The sequence below is a fragment of the Halobellus captivus genome (genome assembly GCF_007655485.1).
Classification (GTDB): Archaea; Halobacteriota; Halobacteria; order Halobacteriales; family Haloferacaceae; genus Haloquadratum; species Haloquadratum captivum.
Map to the genome: position 1 here is coordinate 580,481 of NZ_VJXQ01000001.1, position 17,648 is coordinate 598,128.

Sequence of the window (17,648 nt, forward strand, 5' to 3'; positions counted from 1 at the left end):
TGTCGACGTCTACGCGTCGCTGTTCCGCGAGGGTGAGACGAAGAAGTTCATGAATATGCCCGCGCCGCGCTCCTCGGCGTGCCACTACGACGAGGTGAAAGTCGACGGCGAACTCGTCGGCGTCTCGAAGTGGATGAGCTACATTTACAACCACCGCGAGATGCTGTCGCTCGCGCTCGTCGACACCGAGTACGCCGAACCCGGCACCGAAGTCACGCTCACGTGGGGCGAAGCCGACGGCAGCGAGAACAAGAGCGTCGAACGCCACGAGAAGACGGAAATCCGCGCGACCGTCGCGCCCGCGCCGTACAAGCAGGACCGCCGGTAGAACGCCGTAGAAACTCCTTTCGAGAGCGGATTTTCAATAGTTCGACCGAAGAGCGTCGTCGATCCGAGTACCGTCAGTCAGAGATGAATTTATTATCGCGCCAGTTCACGCCGTTCGAGCCGTTATCGTTTTTCGAGGGGTTTTCGACGACCTCGATGCTCGCGGGGCGCTCCTCGCCCTCGACGATGCGGTGTGCGGTCAGTTCGCCGTCGAGTTCGGTGATCGCCGTGAGCGTGCCCTTCTCGGCGAGAAGAGCGATCTCGCGGAGAACGAGAAACATCGGATACTGCAGGGCGGTGTTTTGTAACACCGTCTCGCGGTCGCCCTTGAAGCAGGCGAACTCGACGAGTTCGGAGGGGATTTCCTCCTCTTCTTCCTCCCAGCGCGGTGCGCCCGCGCGGGGTGGCTCCTCTTCGTAGACGCGGTTCTCCGTGATACTGGCTTTCAACTGCGCCGTCGGGGTGTACTTGCTCAGATTGTCCTCGGCCGCGACGGCCTTCAGAATGAGCGTGTTGTTCCGACGGGTCACCTCGACGTCCGTGACCTCGGGCGGCAGGTCCGGGTCACCGTTCAGGTACTCTTCGACCTCTTCGAGGGGCAGTTCCAGTGTCGAGTGAAGTCGGTATACGCGGCCTGACATAGTTACTTTGAGTGGTACCCGTACGAGCCGGACGCAACGGGACGTCGGTACCTGTGTGTTGGTAGGCACCGGGGGCTTATAGGGTCTACTCTTTGATTCGCGAGATCGGAGGCGAGATGAAGCGTTCGCGCCGCTCCCGAAACGCATCGAGATGCTCTCGAAACGGAGCGTACGGCCGGATCGCCGCCGTCAGATCGATCGGACGGGGTCAAAGACGGGGCGATCCCTCGCCGGTCACCCCTGCAGCGTCTCCTCGAGTTCGCCGCGCTCGTCGAGTTCCGCGAGGATGTCGCTGCCGCCGACGAACTCGCCGTCGACGTACGTCTGCGGGATCGTCTCCCAGCCGCTGTGTGGTTCGAGCGCCCCGCGGTACTGATCGAGCGCGGGCAGCACGTCTACCGTCTCGAACTCCTCGACGTACTGAGCGATGAGGTTCACCGCGCGCTGTGAGTACCCGCACTGCGGCATAAGTCGGTTCCCTTTCATAAACAGGACGACGTCGTTCGACTCGATCGCCTCGTCGACCCGCGCCTGTACCTCGTCCGCGCTCAGATCCGCACCGGGCTGAAACGTCATAGGCTCCCTATGCGATCACCGGTGAAATGGGTTGCGTCGGCGCGCGAGACGGCGCACCCGCTCGCGAGGCCGGGCGAAGCGCGGACAGCGACTACTCGCTGCCGACGCGGACGACGTCGATCAGCGAGTACACCGGAACGCCTTCGAGTTCGTCGATTCCCTGCTTGTCGACGATGACGACGCAGGCGACCGGGTCACCGCCCTCCTCGCGGATCGACTCGATCGTCTCCCGCATCGTCGTTCCCGAGGTGATCGTGTCGTCGACGACGTAGCACTCCCGATCGCGAATCTGTGCGAAGTTCCGCGAAAACGATCCGCCGAGCTCCTCGATATCGCCCTCCTCCCACTGGTGCTTCGCGGGCGCGTACGAGCCGAGATCCGTGTCGAGCTCCGTCGAGACCACCGTCGCGAGCGGCGCGCCCGCCTTTTCGATGCCGATCGTGAGATCGACCTCTTCGCCCTGTTTCATCAAGAGATCGGCCATCGCGCGGGCGACGTGCCTGAGCCGTTTCGAGTCCCGACCGACGGCGCTCCAGTCGACGTGGATGTCGTGCGGGCCGCTGCGTCCGTCACTGTCCCGTTCGACGGGCTCCGGTGCGGGTTCGTGGTTGTCAGTGCCGCTTCGTTCGACGAGCCAACTCGCCGTCTCCCGCGAGACGTTCAACTCGTCGGCGATCTCGCCCTTCGACAGGCCGCGCTCGGCGAGTTCGGCCGCGCTCGCGATGAGGTCATCGACGTTCTTCATACGCGCTGAATTGGACGGCGGTTTTTATAGTGGTATCGTCGTCGTCGAACGCCGCCTCGAACTCGTCGAGGCCGTACACGCCGGTGACTATCGCGTCGCAGAACCACTCCGGAAACGCTTCGAGCGCCGTTGCGGCAGCCTCGAAGTGCCGGACGTTCGAGTTCACGCTGCCGACGAGCGCCTTGTTCTGCAGCACGAACTCGCGGTGGAGCGCCCCGCCGTCTATCTCGAACGACTGGGCGCCCGGGACGCCGAGCAGCGCGCCGACGCCGTTGGGCGCGAGCGCCTCGATCGTCTCGAAGGCGTGCTTCGGGTAGCCAGTCGCCTCGAAGATCAAGTCCATCGGTTCGTACGCGTCGGCGACGTCTCCGAGCGGCGTCTCCCGCGAGTCGACGTAGGTCGCACCTAAACGCTCGATGACGTCGATCGTGGGATCGGGGCGGTCCCGGCGGCCCAGACAGTAGAGGCGGTCGTACTCTGCCCTCTGTCGAAGCAGCGCGAGCGCGAGTAACCCGAGGCTACCGTTTCCGAGCACGAGCGCGGACGAGGGTTCCCACGTGAACGACGAGCGCGACGCGGCAGCGAGTTCGAGCGCCTTTTCGACCACAGAGAGCGGTTCGACGAGGAATCCGATCTCCGCAATCGAGCGCGAAACCGTCACCAGCGATTCCTCGGGGCTGGTGAAGTAGTCCGCCATAAACCCGTGCGCGCCCTCGATTCCGCGCTCGTGGTACGCGCCCGACGGGGCCATATCGGGTTCGCCGCGGGCGAAGTACTCGTTCGACTCGCCGGGCGCGCGACGGACCGTCGGGACGACGACATCTCCACGCGAAAACCGCGTATCCCCGGGATCCTCGACGACACCCACCGCCTCGTGGCCGAGAACGAGCGCGTCCGACCCGGCGGGGAATCCGCCGTGGCCGCCGGAGATCACTTCGTGGTCGGTCCCGTCGACGCCGACGCGGAGCGTCCGAACGAGCACCTCGCCGGACGCGGGAATCGGTCGCTCGGTGTCCACGACGACCGGTCGGTTCCGCCCGCGCTCGACGGCGATGGCCTGCATACCCAGACGTACGCGTCGACCTGATAAAAGATTTATTCTACATTGAGTTAATTATTGCATTCCAGTTTGCGACTCCAGCTCACCGACGAGTTCGTCGCCGAGACCGACGTACGTCACCGGAGAGAGCTCAGCGAGCTCCGCTTTCACCGCGTCATCGACGTCGAGATCGGCGAAGAGGTCGCGGAAGTCTTCGAGCGTGACGTTTCGCCCGCGCGTGAGCGCCTTGACTCGCTCGTACGCCTCGGTGTCGCCCTCGCGTCGGAGGATCGTCTGCACGGCCTCGCCGATCAGTTCGGGGTGGGATTCGAGTTCCTCGCGCATCACGGTCTCGTTCGGGACGACCTTTCCGAGCCCCGCTTCGGCCTTCCCGTAGCCGATCAGGCAGTGCGCGAACGCCGCGCCGATGTTCCGCTTGACCGTCGAGTCCGAGAGGTCGCGCTGGAGCCGCGAGGTCGTGACGTAGTCTGCGAGGAACGTCAGGTCCGAGTTGGCCTTCGAGAGGTTCCCTTCAGAGTTCTCGAAGTCGATCGGGTTCACCTTGTGCGGCATCGTCGAGGAGCCCGTCTCGCCCGCGTCGGCTTCCTGCCCGAGGTAGCGGTTCGAGACGTAGAGCCAGACGTCGCGATCGAGATCGACGAGGACGTTGTTGACGCCGCGGAGCGCGTCGAACAGCGCCGCGAGGTCGTCGCAGGGGTTCACCTGCGTCGTCAGCGCGGTGTGTTCCAGTTCCAGGTCGGTGACGAACGAGCGGGAGAACGCGCGCCAGTCGACGTCGGGGTAGGCGGCCGCGTGCGCGGCGTACGTCCCCGACGCACCGGCGAGTTTGCCGGAAAGCCCGCTCGCGGCGTCGACGACGCGTCCCATCGTCGTCCCGAGGCGGGCGGCGTAGACGGCCATCTCCTTGCCGAACGTCGTCGGCGTTGCTGGCTGGCCGTGCGTTCGCGCCATCATCGGCGTGTCGCGGTGCTCGTGGGCCAGGTCGACGAGTTCGTCGCGGACGGCCGCGAGCGCGGGCATCAACACCTCCTCGACGGCTGGCTTCACGAGGAGTCGATGCGCGAGGTTGTTGACGTCCTCGGACGTGAGCCCGAAGTGGATCCACGGGTGAATTCGCTCGTCGGTCTCCGTGCGCAGGAAGTACTCGACGGCCTTCACGTCGTGGTTGGTCGCGCTGTATCCCGCAGCGCCCTCGGTTTCGAGGCGCTTGATAAGCCGCGCGTCGTCGCCGTCGAACGATTCGATGACAGTTCGGAGATCGTCGCGCTCGGGGTCGGAGAGCGACAGCGGAGTGGCCGCGAGGGCGTCCAACGCGAGCAAGTATTCGACCTCGACGCGGAGCCGCGCCCGCATCAGCGCCGCCTCGCTCGCGTAGGGAACGAGCGGCTCGGTTCGGCCCGCGTACCGTCCGTCCAGTGGGGAGACCGCCGCGAGCGGATCGGAACGTGAGAGATCGTCCATACGCGGAATCTCCGCGGTGCGCTAAAAAAGCGTGTCGATGGCGAGCCTCACTCCCGTGTATAGATAATGGCGTTGAGGCGCTCTTTTCGCACACACCTATCCGCAATTGTGCATAATTCGATCGAGAGGACCGCAACTGACTTACTGTCTGCGCGAGGGCTCACAGGTATGACCAAGATCGCCGGATTGGCGAGCAATCGCGGACGGAACCTCCGACACATCGACGACAGCGGACCGGGCGGGGCTGAACTGGCGGTGGTCCTCTCGAACCACGAGGGCGCACCGATCCTCGACGCCGCGGCTGAGCGCGGAATTCCGACGGAAGTCGTCGAGCGCGAGGCCGATGAACCTCGCGAATCGCACGAAGCGCGGATCCTCGACGCCCTGTCGAGTTACGACTTCGACCTCGTCTGTCTGGACGGCTATATGCGGATCCTCACGGGGACGTTTCTGGAGGCCACGCCGACGACGCTGAACGTTCACCCGTCGCTGCTCCCGTCGTTCCCCGGCGACGACGCGCACGAGCAGGTTCTCGACGCGGGGGTCAGCGTCACCGGCTGCACCGTCCACGTCGTCACTGAAGAGGTCGACGCGGGACCGATCGTCACCCAGGAGTCGGTCCCGGTGTACGCCGATGACGACCTCGACGCGTTGAAGTCGCGCGTGCTCTACGACGCGGAGTTCACCGCGTACCCGCGCGCGGTTCGGTGGGTCGCGCAGGATCGACTCACCATTGAAGAGCGCGAGGCCGACGGGGGCACAGCGCTGACCGTCGCCGTCGAGGGCGACGATGGCGGGGATTTCCCCGAGCGTCGCGTCGTCTCCGACGACCGCCGAGCGGAGCTCCGCTACGGCGAGAACCCCCACCAGGCGGCCGCGGTGTACGCTGACGCCGCGGTCGACGAGGCGAGCGTCGTCGACGCGCCGCAGCTGAACGAGGGGGCGAAAGGGCTCTCCTACAACAACTACAACGACGCCGACGCCGCGTTGAACCTGATCAAGGAGTTCGACGAACCGGCAGCGGCGGTCATCAAACACACCAATCCGGCGGGCTGTGCGACGGCGGGCACGCTCGCGGACGCCTACGCCGACGCGCTCGCGACCGACCCGATGAGCGCCTTTGGAGGCATCGTCGCGCTGAACCGCGAGTGCGACGCCGCGACGGCCGAGGAGATCGTCGACTCCTTCAAGGAAGTCGTCGTCGCGCCGCGCTACACCGAGGCCGCGCTCGACGTGCTCTGCGAGAAAGACGACCTGCGCGTCCTCGCGGTCGGCGACCTCGACGACCGGAGCGACCGACTCACGGAGAAGCCGCTCGTCGGCGGGAGACTCGTCCAAGAGCGCGATCTGTGGGCGCCCACCCGCGACGACGTCGAAATCGCCACCGAGACGGAGCCGACCGACGAACAGCTGGAGACGATGCTGTTCGCCTGGAAGGTCCTCAAACACGTCAAGTCGAACGGCATCGTCTTCGCCGACGGCACCGAGACCGTCGGCGTCGGAATGGGCCAGGTGTCGAGAGTCGACGCCGTCAAACTGGCCGCGATGAAGGCCGAATCCGACGCCGAGGGCAAGAGCCCCGAGGGGGCCGTGATGGCGTCTGACGCCTTTTTCCCGTTCCCTGACGGCGTCGAGGAGGCAGCGGAGGCCGGGATCGGAGCGGTTATCCAGCCCGGCGGCTCCGTCAACGACGAGGACGTAATCGCCGCCTGCGACGAGCGCGGGATTCCGATGGTGTTCACCGGGCGGCGGTGCTTTCGGCACGACTGAGCGAAGCGAAGCGGGTGTTTCCTCACGACAGAAGTGAGTGACAGAGCCGCGGCTGTGGGTTGCCGGTTCCGAGCCAAAGGGCGAACAGTCGGCACCCGCGTCGGCGACATCGTCAGGAGGCGTAACACCCCGGATCGCCGTACCCCCACGTCGACGTGCCGAACAACCGCAGCCCGACGCGAGGCGTTTCTCAGCGCACGCGGGGTGTGGCCCCGTCATCGAATATAAATCCTCGTCGGTTACTGTCGGCCGCGCGACGCCTAGCTGTCGGTCATCCGAACGACCAGAATCGGCTTCTGGGTATTCTCGACGACGCGTTCCGTCACGCTGCCGAGGTTCGCGAGTTTGTCCCGCCCGGAGCGCCCGTGCGTTCCCATCACGATCAGGTCGACGTCGTTCTCGTCGGCGTATTCGAGGATCGCGCGGTACGGAACCCCGTCGCGGACGGCTGTCGTGTAGTCGACGCCACCCTCCGCAGCCTGGTCGGCGACGCGTTCGACTGCCGACTGCGCGTCCCCTTTCATCGTCTCCTTCAACGTCTCCTTCTGCTCTTCGCCCGCGGCGAGATAGAGCCGCCTGTCCACCACGGAGAGCGCGTGGATCGTCGCGTCCCGCGTCGATGCGATGTCCAGCGCGTGTTCGAGCGCCTGCACCGTCCCGTCGCTGCCGTCAGTGGGAACGAGTACGTCGTCGTACATCTCGGCGTACCGTTCGTCCGGCACCCTCTTGAACGATGTCCTGATCGTGAGACGTCGATGGACCGCTCTCGCCGCCAGCCGAGGGTATATTTCGCCGCCGCGCGAACGGTACGGCGTGTGTACACTGACACTGGCGTGGCGCGTGTTCGAAGACGCTCCCCTCGTGGTGGCGGCCAACCGCGACGAGTCGCTGGATCGCGAATCGGAGGGACCGGCCGTCAGCGACGGGAACCCGTCCTTCGTCGCTCCGCGCGACGTCGAAGCGGGCGGCACGTGGATCGGGTACAACGAATCCGGCGTGTTCTGTGGCGTCACGAACCGCTGGGTCGACGTGCCCAACGGTGGGGAACGCTCGCGCGGACTGCTCGTCCGCGACGTCCTCGGGACCGAGAGCGCGGACGACGCGAGAACCGTCGTCGAAGCGGCCGTCGACGCGGACACCTACGACGGGTTCAATCTCGTCGTCGCCGAGCGCGGGCGGATCGACGACGCCACTTCGAGACCCCCAAAGGCGTTTCTCTTCGAGTGGGACGGCGAGCTGCGCGTCCGAGAGCTGGATCCGGGTGTCCACGTCGTCGTCAACGTCGGCATCGACGGGGAGTCCTTCGAGCCCGAGTGGGACGCGGAGGCTGGGACCGAACAGGCGGCGAACGCGGTTCGCGTTCGCGAGGCGTTGGAACCGATTGCGGCCGAGGACTCTGCCGCCTGGCGTGACCGCGCGGCCGACGTGCTCGGCGATCACGACTACGGCGTCTGCGTGCACGACCGAGAGCGACGCTTCGGGACGCGGTCGTCGTCGCTGGTGACGCTGTCTGCGGACGGAACGTCCGAATTCCGGTTCGCAGACGGCCCGCCGTGTGAGACGTCGTTCCGCCCGGTCGAAAGTCACATTTAAACGACTCGCGGGCCACGTGAGGAGTATGAGCGCAGGAGCCGCCGAAGCGGACCTCTCGGAAGACGAACGCGAAGCACTGGAATTCATCCGAGAGACCGGAGGGATCCACCAGAGCGACTTCTGGAAGGAACTCGACATCTCCTCGCGGAAGGGGAGCCGAATCGCCGAAAAACTCGCCGGGCTCGGCCTCATCGAGCGCGAGGAGACGGTGTACGACGGCCACAACACCTACCACCTCGAACCGGCGGCCCGAGACCTCGACTTTTCGCTTTTGATGGCCGGGGATATGCTCTCGCCCTTCATCGGCGAGGAAGAAGTCAACCACAACAGCGACGCCTTCTCCCAGTGGCTGATGAATCTCGCCTACGAGGAGTACTGAGCGGAGCCGACTCGTCGTCGCCGACGAGAACGGGGTCCTCGTATCACAGTCGACGCCGATTCAGCTGTTGGCTCGGGAACACGGGAAGTCAAATTGAGTGCGTGGACGTCGAAGTGGACGCGTAGCTATGTAGTGGGCACGTGGCTGTTGTAGTGAGTGCGTGGACGTCGAACCACGGCGGTTCTGGGTGGATTAAAGAAACAGACGGAGCGGAGCGTCGTGAACGGGGATGCCGCCTCGTAGCGGTTTACTCCTCGTCGCCGTCAGCGTCTTCGCCGTCCTCGTCGTCCTCGGTGGGTTCGAGGTCGTTGTCGGCGATGTAGGTGGCGATCTCGTCGTTCGTGAGTTCGACGAACGCCTCCGTTTCGGTCGACACCGTCGCGACGTCGACGCCATCGGACGCGAGCTCGTCGTCGTTCGTCGACGCGATGGCGCGAAGCGCGAGTCCGACGCCCTCATCGAGCGTCAGGTCGTCGGCGAAGTTCTCCTCGAGGTGGTCTTGGAGGTCGCCGCGGTCCGCGCCGATCGAGACCGCCTTCCACTCGTAGGGCGTGCCCGAGGGATCGGTCTCGTAGAGCCGCGGTTCGCCGTTCTCGATGCCGCCGATGAGCAACGCGACGCCGAACGGGCGCGCGCCGCCGACTTGGGTGTACTGCTGGATGTGGTCGGTGACGTTCTTCGTCAGCGTCTCGATGCCGATCGCCTCACCGTAGCGGAGGTGGTTAACCTGCGCCTGACGCCGCGCGAAGTCGATCAGCTGTCTCGCGTCGGCGACGTGACCCGCCGAGGCGATGCCAGCGTGGTCGTCCGCCTTGTGGATCTTCTCGACGCTCGTCGGTTCCATAAGCGGCGAGCGCGAGCGCTTGTCGGCCGCGAGGACGACTCCCTCGGGTGTTCGGACGCCGATGCTCGCGGTCCCTCGCTTGACTGCCTCTCTGGCATACTCCACCTGGTAGAGGCGACCGTCGGGCGAGAAGATCGTGATTCCACGGTCGTATGCCTGCTGTTGGGCTTGTCCCTGCATAGTATCACTCGAAATCGAGCCGCGTCGCGCCCGCGAATCCCTCTTCGACCTCGACGTCGACGCGGGTGTCGCGGACGACGGCGGGGGTGGATTCGTTCTCGAACACGACGTCTCTCTGTTGTCCATGTCCGGTCCGGCCGTTCAAATACCTTTCCTCACAGGCACGAACGGTGCCCGAAATCCCGCGGACGCGGACACCGACAGGGTGGCCGTCGATGCTGTCGAGCGCGGCGATGGCGGCGCGGGCCCGTTCCTCGGTGCCGCGGTGCGCGCGAACGATCGTCTCGCCGTCTCCCTCGGTGAAGTGAAACGAGAGCACGGTGAGGTCGGCCTCGGCGCTCCCTGCGTCGCCGTAGAGATTTTGCGCCGCGTACCACAGGTCGCGCTGAAACGACCCGCGATCGAGGTCGGCGTCGGGCCACGTCTCGATCCCCACCGCGAGATAGCGCCAGCGCGGCTGGAGGTGCTTCGGAAGGTGCTTCATCTCTCACTCCTCGCTCGCGTCCGTGTCACTGCCGTTCGAATCCGTATCAGTGCTGTTCGCATCCGTGTCACCGCCGTTCGAATCCGTATCAGTGCCGTTTCCGTTCGTGTCAGCGTCGGTCGCATCCGACCCGGTTTCGGTCGCGACGTCGACCCGCTCGCTGGCGTCGCCGAAGCGCTCGGCGACGAGGACGCCGACCTGATCGTGAACGCGTTCGACGGCCGTGAGGGCGAACCCCTCGTCGGTCAGCGCGTCGACGAGTGTCCCCACGGTCGCAGGGTCGTCGACCTCGGGACTGTAGAACGGCTCGTCGGGGTCGGGCGCGCCGAAGAACATCACATCTCCGAGGACGAACCGACGCGGGTTCAGGTCCGCGATCACGGCGATCGCCTCGCGCTTTTCGTCGTCGGAGAGGTGGTGCATCGCGAAGTTGGAGGTGACAATGTTCACCGGGCCGTCGTAGTTGGGCTCGCGGAAGCTTCCCTCCCCGAACTCGACGTTCTCGATTCCCCCAGCTTCCGCTTTCGAGCGGGCCTCGTCGAGCATCCCGCCGCTGATGTCTCGGCCGATCACGCGCTCGGCGGTCGACGCGAGCGCGAGGGCGATCGCGCCGGTTCCGGTGCCGAGGTCGAGGACGACGTCCTCGGGGCCGGGGGCGGCGTGCTCGACGACGAGGTCGGCGCACGCGAGGTACTCCCTGGAATCTTGCTCGTCGTCGTACGACGACGCCAGCTCCGAGAAGCGCTCGGCGTGCTCGTCAATCGTCTTCTTCATACCGTCCCCGTTCGACGCCCGGGGCAATGAACGACTCGGACAGCCGCTCTCGGTTGCGAGCGACGAGTCGGTCCCACGCTTCGAGTCCCGCGCGGGTCCACTCCGCGCCGAGGCCGATCTCCTCGCCGACCGCCCCGAGCTCCCTGGGCGCTCGGAGCTTCAGGTGCGACGTCGGATTCGCGCTGACGACGTACGGCGCGTCGTAGTGATCGAGGAGCTGCTTCAGTTTCCGGAGTTTGCGCAGGTGGCGGACGCGGCGGCCGCCGCGGTCGCGGAGCACCGGCCCGAGGTTCACCTCGATCCGGACGTCGTTGTCGCGGGCGGCCTTCGCGAGCACGTGGTTGACGTCGCCGTCACCGTTTCCGTTGCCGTTTCGCCCGTTGGGACCGTTCCGGTCGTCGCCGTTCACCGTGCCCTCGAACGGCCGCGCGAGGACGTCGACGCGCGCCTGCTCGACGGCGAAGCGGTTCAGCGCGTTCGTCCCGCCCGCCACGATGACGACCGTGTGTTTCGTCCGAGCGTTGCCGACCGCGCCGCTGGCGTGCTGTGGGTCGGATGCGACGATTTCCGCGGCGTCGACGACATCGACAGAAAGCGACTCGCGGAGGCGTCCGTACTCGGGTGACGCGTCGTCCGCGCGGACGACCACGCCGTCGTACCCGTAGCGCTCGGCCGTCGCCGCGAAGCGGGCGGCCGTGCTGGCTCCGTCGGGGTAGGCGTGGACCGCCTCGTACATACTGGGGAGAACTCTCCGGGCGCGTATGGCAGTTACGGTCGTGGGACCGACGGTCGGCTACGCCCCGGAACGCCACGCTTCGTCAGGCGTTGTCACGCTCCGCCGACCAGTCGGTCCGTCGCGTCCGTCAGCGCCGCGGCCGCGCGTCGGACGTCGGCGACGTCGACGTACTCGCGGTCGGCGTGCGCGACGGCCCCCTCGTCGTCGGCGAGGACGCCCGGCCCGAACACGACGACCGGCGCGGGAGAGAAGTACGACGCCTCGGTCGCGGCCGAGAAGGGCCGCACGACGCCCGAGCCGCCCGCCCGCTCCGATGCCGTGGCGAGCGTGCGCACGAGTTCGTGAGATCCGTCGGTCGCGAACGCTTCGAGGAACGGCGTCGGCCGCTCAGTGAGATCGAAGGCGACGCCGACGTCCTCGGAAACGGTCTTGCGGACCGCCGTTTCGAGTTCCGTTCTGAACCCCTCGGCCGTCTCGGGCGGGACGCTCCGTCGATCGAGAACGAGCTCGCAGCGCGCTGGGACCTGATTGGTCGACTCGCCGCCGGAGACGACAGTCGGCGTCAGCGACGCCGAGCCGAGCTGCGGGTGTGATTCGCGGCCCGCGTCGAACGTCCGAATCGAGGCGAGTGCGCCCTCCAGCCCGGCGATCGCGTTGACGCCCGAATCTGCCTCCGCCGCGTGTGCGGCCGAACCGGTGAGCGTCAGCGTCCCCTGGAAGCGGCCCTTCGCCGCGGGACAGACGTCGAGTCCGGTCGGCTCGCCGACGACGTACAGGTCCGCGTCGAGGTCGAGGGCGGCCGCCCCCGTCGAGAGCAGTTCCTCGTCGGGCGTCACCGCGAGCGTCACGCGGGCGTCCTCGCGCGGTTCGACGGCGAAAAAGGCGGCGAGAATCGACGCGAGCGGCCCCTTCGCGTCGCAAGATCCCCGGCCGTGGATGCGGACGAGGTGGCCGTCGACCTGTTCGCGCTCGAACGGAACGTGCGGCGAGACCGTGTCGATGTGCGTGTTGAAGACGAGGTGCGTTTCGGGGTCGGCCGCGCCCTTGGACGCCAGCGTGTTTCCGGCGTCGTCGACGCGGGCGTGGATCCCCTGGGATTCGATCGTCTCGACGAGGAACTCGCGCATCTCGTCGACGTCGTCGTTCGAGGCGATCGGAACGGCCGCTTCGAGGAAGGAAACCGCGTCGAACGCCGACGCTTCGACGGTTCCGGACATCTAGATCGACCGCATTACCGTGTCGAGCTCGCCGACGAACTCCCGTTCGGCGGGTCCGGCGAGCGTCGCGGACTCGCCGTCGGGGACGGTGATCCGAAGGTCGCCGCCCGGCGGGCTGACGGTCACCGTCTCGTCGCCGTCGACGAGGCCGAGCCGCTTTGCGACCGCTGCGACGGCGACCGCGCCGGTGCCGCAGGAGCGCGTCTCGCCCTCGACGCCGCGTTCGTACGTTCGCTGGCGGAAGCGGGGGGCACCTTCTGCGTTGGTGTCGGTGTCGACCCGTGAGGCGATCGTGACGTTCGCTCCCTCCGGGAAGACGTCCGCGTGCCGAATCGCGGGCGCGACGGCTTCGAGATCCACGTCGTCGACGTCGTCGACGATGGCGACCGCGTGCGGGACGCCCGTGTTCACCGCCGTGACGACGAGGTCCCCGACGTTTTCCTCGGTCAACTCAGTCTCACGCGCAAGCGGTACATCCCGCGGTGCAAACCTCGGGACGCCCATCTCGATAGTGACGTCGTCGCCGTCGACGACCGCGCGTCTGGTCCCCGCGGGCGTATCGATCATCAGTTCCGTCGATCCCGTGCGTTCCGCCGCCCACGCGGCGGCGACGCGCGCGCCGTTGCCGCACATCGCGGCGACGGAGCCGTCCGGTTGGACGAGCGTCATCACGACTCGCGGCGGCGAGTAACGGGCCTCCAGCGCCAGAAAGAGCACGCCGTCCGCGCCCGTTCGCGACGAGGCCTCGTGGTCGACGCCGGTCTCGCGGTCGCAGTGCGTCGTCGCGAACGCGGGTCGGTCGGGGATCGATTCGACGGCATCGACGACGATGAAGTCGTTGCCGGTGCCGTGGTACTTCTCTACTGCTACTCTGTCGTGCTGTACGCTCATTGTTCCAGTGCGGTCAGGTCAGTCAGGGTCTCTCGCCGTCGGGCGAGAACGACGGTCGTGCCGGACAACGCGACTTCCGCGGGCCGCGGCCGGGAGTTGTAGGTGCTCGACATCTCGTATCCGTACGCGCCCGCGTTCCCGATGGCCAGGATATCCCCCCGGTCGGGACGCGAGAGCGATCTGTGTTCACACAGTACGTCCGCGGACTCACATATAGGTCCCGCTACCGTCGCGTCGATCTGTTCGGCGTCCTCGGGGGCCGAGAGGTTCCGTATCGCGTGATACGCGTCGTACATCGCCGGGCGGAGCAACGTCGTCATTCCGGCGTCGACGCCGACGACCGTGGCGTCGCGCGCGCGCTTGACCGTGTTGACCGTCGTCAGGAGGACGCCCGCGTCGGCGACGACGTATCGGCCGGGTTCGATCGACAGCGTCGCGTCGAGGTTTCCGAGCGCCTCGCGGGTCGCCTCCGCCACGGCTTCCAGGTCCAGCGGCGGTTCCTCCTCGCGATACGGGACGCCGAACCCGCCGCCGACGTCGACGAATTCGAGCGACCCGACGCGGGATTCGATTTCCCGACAAAGGTCGCCCATTCGGCTCACCAGTTCGCGGTGCGCCGAGAGGTCGTCGCCGGAGATGCCGCTCCCGGCGTGGGCGTGGACGCCGACGAGGTCGAACTCCTCGGCCCACCGGGCGGCGAGATCGGCGACGCGCTCGATCGGAATCCCGAATTTCGCGTTCGCGCCGGTGCTGACCTTCTCGTGGTGGCCCGCGCCGACGCCCGGGTTCGCGCGGATACAGAGCCGCCCGTCGAAGCCGCGCTCGCGGAGTCTGTCGACCGTGTCCTCGGCGCCGACGGTGATCGTCAGTTCGGGGTGCTCGCGCCACCGCGCGGTCACGAGATCGAGGTCGCGGTCGGGCGGGTTGACCGCCGTGTACTGGATTCGGTCGCCGGTGAATCCGGCGTCGAACGCGCGTTCGACCTCACCGGCGGAGGCGCACTCGATTCCGAGCCCAGCCTCGCGGACCGATCGCAGCACGGGCTGGCCGGTGTGCGCCTTCGCGGCGTAGCGAACGTCCGCGTCGGGGAACGCCGCCCGCAGTCGCGCGCAGTTCTCCGTTATCCTCCGACGGTCGACGACGTAGAGCGGAGTCTCGTACTCCTCGGCGAGCGCGACGAGTCGGTCATCGTTCCACTCGTCGAGGCGGCGGATCTCCGACCCGCCGTCGCCGCCCCCGCTCATTCCCGCAGCGCCTCCTCGCGGCGGGTCTTATCGAGCGTGTCGTCCTCGATATCGAGCGCGACGACCGCGGGCTTGTACGCGCCCGACTCGAAGAGGTCGTGATCGCCCAGCGAGGACTCGACGTAGCGGGTGAACGCGCGGCGGTCGGATGGGAGATGACCGTAGATGACCTCCTCCTCGACGAGGTCGTAGACGGGGATCCGCGGGCTCAAGAGCGTGTTCTCGCCGACGATCGTGTTCTCGCCGACGTGGAACCCGGAGGTGACGCGGCAGCCCGCGCCCAGCGAGACGCCGTCCTCGACGATCACAGGCGCGTCCTCGACGGGTTCGAGCACGCCGCCGATCAGCGTGTTCGCGCCGAGCTTCACGCCCTCGCCGAGCTGCGCGCAGGATCCGACCGTGTCACAGGAGTCGACGAGCGTGCCGTCGCCGACGTGCGCGCCGACGTTGACGAACGAGGGTGACATCATAATGCAATCGGAGCCGAGGTACGCGCCGCGGCGGATCACGGTCCCGTCCGGCGTGTTCCGCGTTCCGCGGCCACCGAGGTCGGTCGTCGAGCGGAGCGGCAGCACGTCGTAGTAGGTGACGTCGCCGTACTCGCGGGGGAGCGTCTCGCGCAGGCTGAAGTTGAGGAGGATGCCGCGCTTGACCCACTCGTTGACGACCCAGCCGTCCGGGCCGCTGTCTCCCACCTGCTCGGCCGCCCGCACGTCGCCCGTTTCGAGGGCTTCGAGGAAGGCGTCGAGCGTCGAGCGCGCGGCGGACCCCGCACTCGCGGCGTCGACGTCGTCGTCCTGATAGCGCTGCCACAGATCGTCAACCTCGGATTCTAAACTCATCGTGAATCAGTATCCCCGTCGTCGCCGTCATCGTCTGCGTCTAAGACTTCGTCGAAATCGTACCGACCCGCGTCGCGGCCGGACAGCCACGCCGCGGCGTCGAGCGCACCCGCGGCGAAGATCCCGCGCGATCCGGCGCGGTGCGTCAATTCGACCACTTCCTCGTTTCCGGCCAAGAGGACCTCGTGCTCGCCGGTCACGTCGCCCGCCCGTCGCGCGTGGACGCCGATCTCGTCGCCCTCCCGGGGCTGGTCGCCGACGCGACCGTGGACGCGCTCGGCGTCGCTCGCGGCGCCGCCACCGCCCGCTCCGCGCGCGGCATCGATGTCGTCGAGGATCGAAAGCGCGGTGCCCGAGGGCGCGTCGCGCTTGCCGTTGTGGTGCGTCTCCGTCACCTCGATGTCGTAGCCGGGGAGCGCCGAGACCGCCTCGCTGACCGCGCGGCGGAGCGCCGCGACGCCGCGGGAGAAGTTCGACGCGCGCAGGAACGGGACGTCGCTCGCGACCGCATCGAGCGCGTCTTCGCCCGCGTCCTCGTAGCCCGTGGTTCCGACGACGACCGCGACGCCGTTGTCCGCAGCCGCGCGGAGGTACTCGACGCTGGCCTCGGGGACGGTGAAGTCGACGAGGACGTCGACAGCGTGCTCGTCGATCGCCGCGCCGAGTTCGTCGTCCGCGACGATCGCGTCCGGCGCGTTCGGTGCGTCGCCGCTCGGAACGTCCTCGGGCGTTCGGCTCGCCGCGAGCACGAATCCGACGTCGTCGCGGTCGGCCGCGGCGGCGAGCAGTTCACCGCCCATTCGGCCGCTCGCGCCGGTGATCGCGACGGTGAGGCCGCCGCCCATCAGACGGCCTCCGTCGCCTCGGGGAGGTCGCTCGCCTCGAGGTCGGCGAGGATGCGTTCGAGTTCTTCGCGATTCGCCGCCTCGATTTCGGTCAACGGTGGTCGGAGGGCACCGGAGTTGTGACCCCGGATCTCCATCGCCGCCTTCACCGGGATCGGGTTGGTCTCGACGAAGAGCTGTCGGAACAGCGGCGAGAGCTCGAAATGAAGCTCGCGGGCGCGTTCGAGGTCGCCGTCGAGCGCGGCGTCGACGAGCGCGACGTTGCGCTCGGGTTCGACGTTGCCCGCGACGGAAATGACGCCGCGACCGCCGAGCGAGCAGATCGGCAGCGTCAGCGCGTCGTCGCCGGAGAGCACCGCGAGATCCTCCTCGCGGGTGTACTCGATAACCTCGGAGATCTGTGCGACGTCGCCGCTAGCGGCCTTGTACGCCCGAACGTTCTCGTGCGATGCGAGGTCGGCGACCGTCTCCGGTTCGACGTTCTGGCCCGTCCGGCTCGGGACGTTGTAGACGATCTGCGGGAGGTCGACCTCGTCGGCGATCGTCCGGAAGTGCTCGTAGAGGCCCGCCTGCTCGGGCTTGTTGTAATACGGAGAGATGAGAAGCAGCGCGTCCGCGCCCGCGTCGGCCGCGCGCTGTGAGAGGTTCAGCGCCTCGCGTGTCGAGTTCGACCCCGACCCCGCGACGACGGGGACGTCGTCGACAGCCTCGACGACTGTCTCGACGACCTCGATGTGTTCGTCGTGCGTGAGCGTCGCGCTTTCGCCGGTCGATCCGGCGGGAACGAGTCCGGCGACGCCAGCGGATTCGAGCCGCTGCGCGTCTGCTGCGAGCGTTTCGTGGTCGATTTCGCCATCCTGGTCGAACGGCGTGGTCATCGCGGGGAACACGCCGGTGAAGTCGATCTGTGTCATCGTTGTAGGGTGTACTGTTGTCTACCGTGTAGGGTGTGTCGGTTGTTCGTCGCCGCGTGCCTTCGACGCCGGTCGGCGATCGAACGTCGGTGCGCGCCCGCCCGGAGGTCGCCAAAGACGGGGGT

General features: G+C 67.2%; 18 protein-coding genes and 2 pseudogenes. 4 read left to right on the forward strand and 16 right to left on the reverse strand.

What is annotated here, in order from left to right; genetic code table 11:
• Nucleotides 1-328, forward strand: a pseudogene (locus tag FJT57_RS16575) (aminomethyl transferase family protein); the annotation flags it as partial.
• A 73-nt stretch (nucleotides 329-401) separates the two neighbouring features.
• Here FJT57_RS16575 and FJT57_RS02820 read toward each other — a convergent pair.
• The 5 genes from FJT57_RS02820 to purB form a co-directional block, all read right to left on the reverse strand.
• A complete protein-coding gene (locus FJT57_RS02820; RefSeq protein WP_144901470.1) occupies nucleotides 402-968 on the reverse strand; it encodes a DUF7110 family protein in 567 nt (188 codons plus the stop codon).
• Between the two features lie 234 nt (nucleotides 969-1,202).
• On the reverse strand, nucleotides 1,203-1,544 hold the full coding sequence (locus tag FJT57_RS02825) for a glutaredoxin family protein (protein WP_144901472.1): 342 nt from the start codon (nucleotides 1,542-1,544) through the stop codon (nucleotides 1,203-1,205).
• A 91-nt stretch (nucleotides 1,545-1,635) separates the two neighbouring features.
• Nucleotides 1,636-2,289, reverse strand: coding sequence for a transcriptional regulator GfcR (gene gfcR, locus FJT57_RS02830; RefSeq protein ID WP_144901474.1), 654 nt, complete (start codon nucleotides 2,287-2,289; stop codon nucleotides 1,636-1,638).
• Nucleotides 2,273-3,352, reverse strand: coding sequence for a glucose 1-dehydrogenase (locus FJT57_RS02835; RefSeq protein ID WP_144901476.1), 1,080 nt, complete (start codon nucleotides 3,350-3,352; stop codon nucleotides 2,273-2,275). The genes gfcR and FJT57_RS02835 overlap by 17 nt, the downstream gene beginning before the upstream one ends.
• 51 nt (nucleotides 3,353-3,403) lie before the next feature.
• The gene (purB, locus tag FJT57_RS02840; protein WP_144901478.1) at nucleotides 3,404-4,810 is read right to left on the reverse strand and encodes an adenylosuccinate lyase; all 1,407 of its coding nucleotides are present in this window, start codon (nucleotides 4,808-4,810) and stop codon (nucleotides 3,404-3,406) included.
• 168 nt (nucleotides 4,811-4,978) lie between these two features.
• Between purB and purH the strand changes: the two genes are divergently transcribed.
• Nucleotides 4,979-6,580, forward strand: a complete 1,602-nt coding sequence (gene purH, locus FJT57_RS02845) for a bifunctional phosphoribosylaminoimidazolecarboxamide formyltransferase/IMP cyclohydrolase (protein ID WP_144901480.1) — start codon at nucleotides 4,979-4,981, stop codon at nucleotides 6,578-6,580.
• A gap of 260 nt (nucleotides 6,581-6,840) precedes the next feature.
• Here the strand turns inward: purH and FJT57_RS02850 are convergent, their stop codons facing one another.
• Entirely contained in the window at nucleotides 6,841-7,278 is a 438-nt protein-coding gene (locus FJT57_RS02850; protein WP_144901482.1) for a universal stress protein, read from the reverse strand.
• 115 nt (nucleotides 7,279-7,393) lie between these two features.
• Here FJT57_RS02850 and FJT57_RS02855 point away from each other — a divergent pair, with 115 nt between their 5' ends.
• Both FJT57_RS02855 and FJT57_RS02860 read left to right on the forward strand, forming a co-directional pair.
• Complete coding sequence (locus FJT57_RS02855; RefSeq protein ID WP_144901484.1) at nucleotides 7,394-8,173, forward strand: NRDE family protein; 780 nt, start codon at nucleotides 7,394-7,396, stop codon at nucleotides 8,171-8,173.
• 25 nt (nucleotides 8,174-8,198) lie between these two features.
• A complete protein-coding gene (locus FJT57_RS02860; RefSeq protein WP_144901486.1) occupies nucleotides 8,199-8,552 on the forward strand; it encodes a helix-turn-helix transcriptional regulator in 354 nt (117 codons plus the stop codon).
• A 247-nt stretch (nucleotides 8,553-8,799) separates the two neighbouring features.
• On the opposite strand, the gene psmA is transcribed toward FJT57_RS02860, so the two are convergent.
• From psmA to dapA, 10 genes and pseudogenes are all read right to left on the reverse strand, one after another.
• Nucleotides 8,800-9,576 carry an archaeal proteasome endopeptidase complex subunit alpha gene (gene psmA / locus FJT57_RS02865; protein WP_144901488.1) on the reverse strand — a complete coding sequence of 259 codons (777 nt, stop codon included), beginning with the start codon at nucleotides 9,574-9,576 and terminating at the stop codon, nucleotides 8,800-8,802.
• Between the two features lie 4 nt (nucleotides 9,577-9,580).
• Complete coding sequence (locus FJT57_RS02870) at nucleotides 9,581-10,060, reverse strand: Rpp14/Pop5 family protein (RefSeq protein WP_144901490.1); 480 nt, start codon at nucleotides 10,058-10,060, stop codon at nucleotides 9,581-9,583.
• 144 nt (nucleotides 10,061-10,204) lie between these two features.
• Nucleotides 10,205-10,834, reverse strand: a pseudogene (locus FJT57_RS02875) (class I SAM-dependent methyltransferase); the annotation flags it as partial.
• A complete protein-coding gene (locus FJT57_RS02880; protein ID WP_144901494.1) occupies nucleotides 10,818-11,570 on the reverse strand; it encodes an RNase P subunit p30 family protein in 753 nt (250 codons plus the stop codon). The gene FJT57_RS02880 and the pseudogene FJT57_RS02875, both read right to left, overlap by 17 nt.
• A gap of 92 nt (nucleotides 11,571-11,662) precedes the next feature.
• A complete protein-coding gene (locus FJT57_RS02885) occupies nucleotides 11,663-12,787 on the reverse strand; it encodes a M20 family metallopeptidase (protein ID WP_144901495.1) in 1,125 nt (374 codons plus the stop codon).
• Nucleotides 12,788-13,678 carry a diaminopimelate epimerase gene (dapF, locus tag FJT57_RS02890; protein WP_144901498.1) on the reverse strand — a complete coding sequence of 297 codons (891 nt, stop codon included), beginning with the start codon at nucleotides 13,676-13,678 and terminating at the stop codon, nucleotides 12,788-12,790. It abuts the gene before it with no gap.
• Entirely contained in the window at nucleotides 13,675-14,922 is a 1,248-nt protein-coding gene (gene lysA, locus FJT57_RS02895; protein WP_144901500.1) for a diaminopimelate decarboxylase, read from the reverse strand. Before lysA ends, dapF begins: the two co-directional genes overlap by 4 nt.
• Nucleotides 14,919-15,764 (reverse strand): 2,3,4,5-tetrahydropyridine-2,6-dicarboxylate N-succinyltransferase, encoded by an 846-nt coding sequence (locus FJT57_RS02900; RefSeq protein WP_144901502.1) that lies wholly within the window; start codon nucleotides 15,762-15,764, stop codon nucleotides 14,919-14,921. Before FJT57_RS02900 ends, lysA begins: the two co-directional genes overlap by 4 nt.
• Nucleotides 15,761-16,609 (reverse strand): 4-hydroxy-tetrahydrodipicolinate reductase, encoded by an 849-nt coding sequence (dapB, locus tag FJT57_RS02905; RefSeq protein ID WP_144901503.1) that lies wholly within the window; start codon nucleotides 16,607-16,609, stop codon nucleotides 15,761-15,763. The genes FJT57_RS02900 and dapB overlap by 4 nt, the downstream gene beginning before the upstream one ends.
• A complete protein-coding gene (gene dapA / locus FJT57_RS02910) occupies nucleotides 16,609-17,523 on the reverse strand; it encodes a 4-hydroxy-tetrahydrodipicolinate synthase (RefSeq protein ID WP_144901506.1) in 915 nt (304 codons plus the stop codon). Before dapA ends, dapB begins: the two co-directional genes overlap by 1 nt.
• Between the last annotated feature and the right edge of the window lie 125 nt (nucleotides 17,524-17,648).

What these genes read in the sequence shown, in the direction of transcription:
- FJT57_RS02820 (WP_144901470.1), bottom strand. Translation starts at nt 968, where the DNA reads ATGTCAGGCCGCGTATACCGACTTCACTCGACACTGGAACTGCCCCTC.
- FJT57_RS02825 (WP_144901472.1), bottom strand. Translation starts at nt 1,544, where the DNA reads ATGACGTTTCAGCCCGGTGCGGATCTGAGCGCGGACGAGGTACAGGCG.
- gfcR (WP_144901474.1), bottom strand. Translation starts at nt 2,289, where the DNA reads ATGAAGAACGTCGATGACCTCATCGCGAGCGCGGCCGAACTCGCCGAG.
- FJT57_RS02835 (WP_144901476.1), bottom strand. Translation starts at nt 3,352, where the DNA reads ATGCAGGCCATCGCCGTCGAGCGCGGGCGGAACCGACCGGTCGTCGTG.
- purB (WP_144901478.1), bottom strand. Translation starts at nt 4,810, where the DNA reads ATGGACGATCTCTCACGTTCCGATCCGCTCGCGGCGGTCTCCCCACTG.
- purH (WP_144901480.1), top strand. Translation starts at nt 4,979, where the DNA reads ATGACCAAGATCGCCGGATTGGCGAGCAATCGCGGACGGAACCTCCGA.
- FJT57_RS02850 (WP_144901482.1), bottom strand. Translation starts at nt 7,278, where the DNA reads ATGTACGACGACGTACTCGTTCCCACTGACGGCAGCGACGGGACGGTG.
- FJT57_RS02860 (WP_144901486.1), top strand. Translation starts at nt 8,199, where the DNA reads ATGAGCGCAGGAGCCGCCGAAGCGGACCTCTCGGAAGACGAACGCGAA.
- psmA (WP_144901488.1), bottom strand. Translation starts at nt 9,576, where the DNA reads ATGCAGGGACAAGCCCAACAGCAGGCATACGACCGTGGAATCACGATC.
- FJT57_RS02870 (WP_144901490.1), bottom strand. Translation starts at nt 10,060, where the DNA reads ATGAAGCACCTTCCGAAGCACCTCCAGCCGCGCTGGCGCTATCTCGCG.
- FJT57_RS02880 (WP_144901494.1), bottom strand. Translation starts at nt 11,570, where the DNA reads ATGTACGAGGCGGTCCACGCCTACCCCGACGGAGCCAGCACGGCCGCC.
- FJT57_RS02885 (WP_144901495.1), bottom strand. Translation starts at nt 12,787, where the DNA reads ATGTCCGGAACCGTCGAAGCGTCGGCGTTCGACGCGGTTTCCTTCCTC.
- dapF (WP_144901498.1), bottom strand. Translation starts at nt 13,678, where the DNA reads ATGAGCGTACAGCACGACAGAGTAGCAGTAGAGAAGTACCACGGCACC.
- lysA (WP_144901500.1), bottom strand. Translation starts at nt 14,922, where the DNA reads ATGAGCGGGGGCGGCGACGGCGGGTCGGAGATCCGCCGCCTCGACGAG.
- FJT57_RS02900 (WP_144901502.1), bottom strand. Translation starts at nt 15,764, where the DNA reads ATGAGTTTAGAATCCGAGGTTGACGATCTGTGGCAGCGCTATCAGGAC.
- dapB (WP_144901503.1), bottom strand. Translation starts at nt 16,609, where the DNA reads ATGGGCGGCGGCCTCACCGTCGCGATCACCGGCGCGAGCGGCCGAATG.
- dapA (WP_144901506.1), bottom strand. Translation starts at nt 17,523, where the DNA reads ATGACACAGATCGACTTCACCGGCGTGTTCCCCGCGATGACCACGCCG.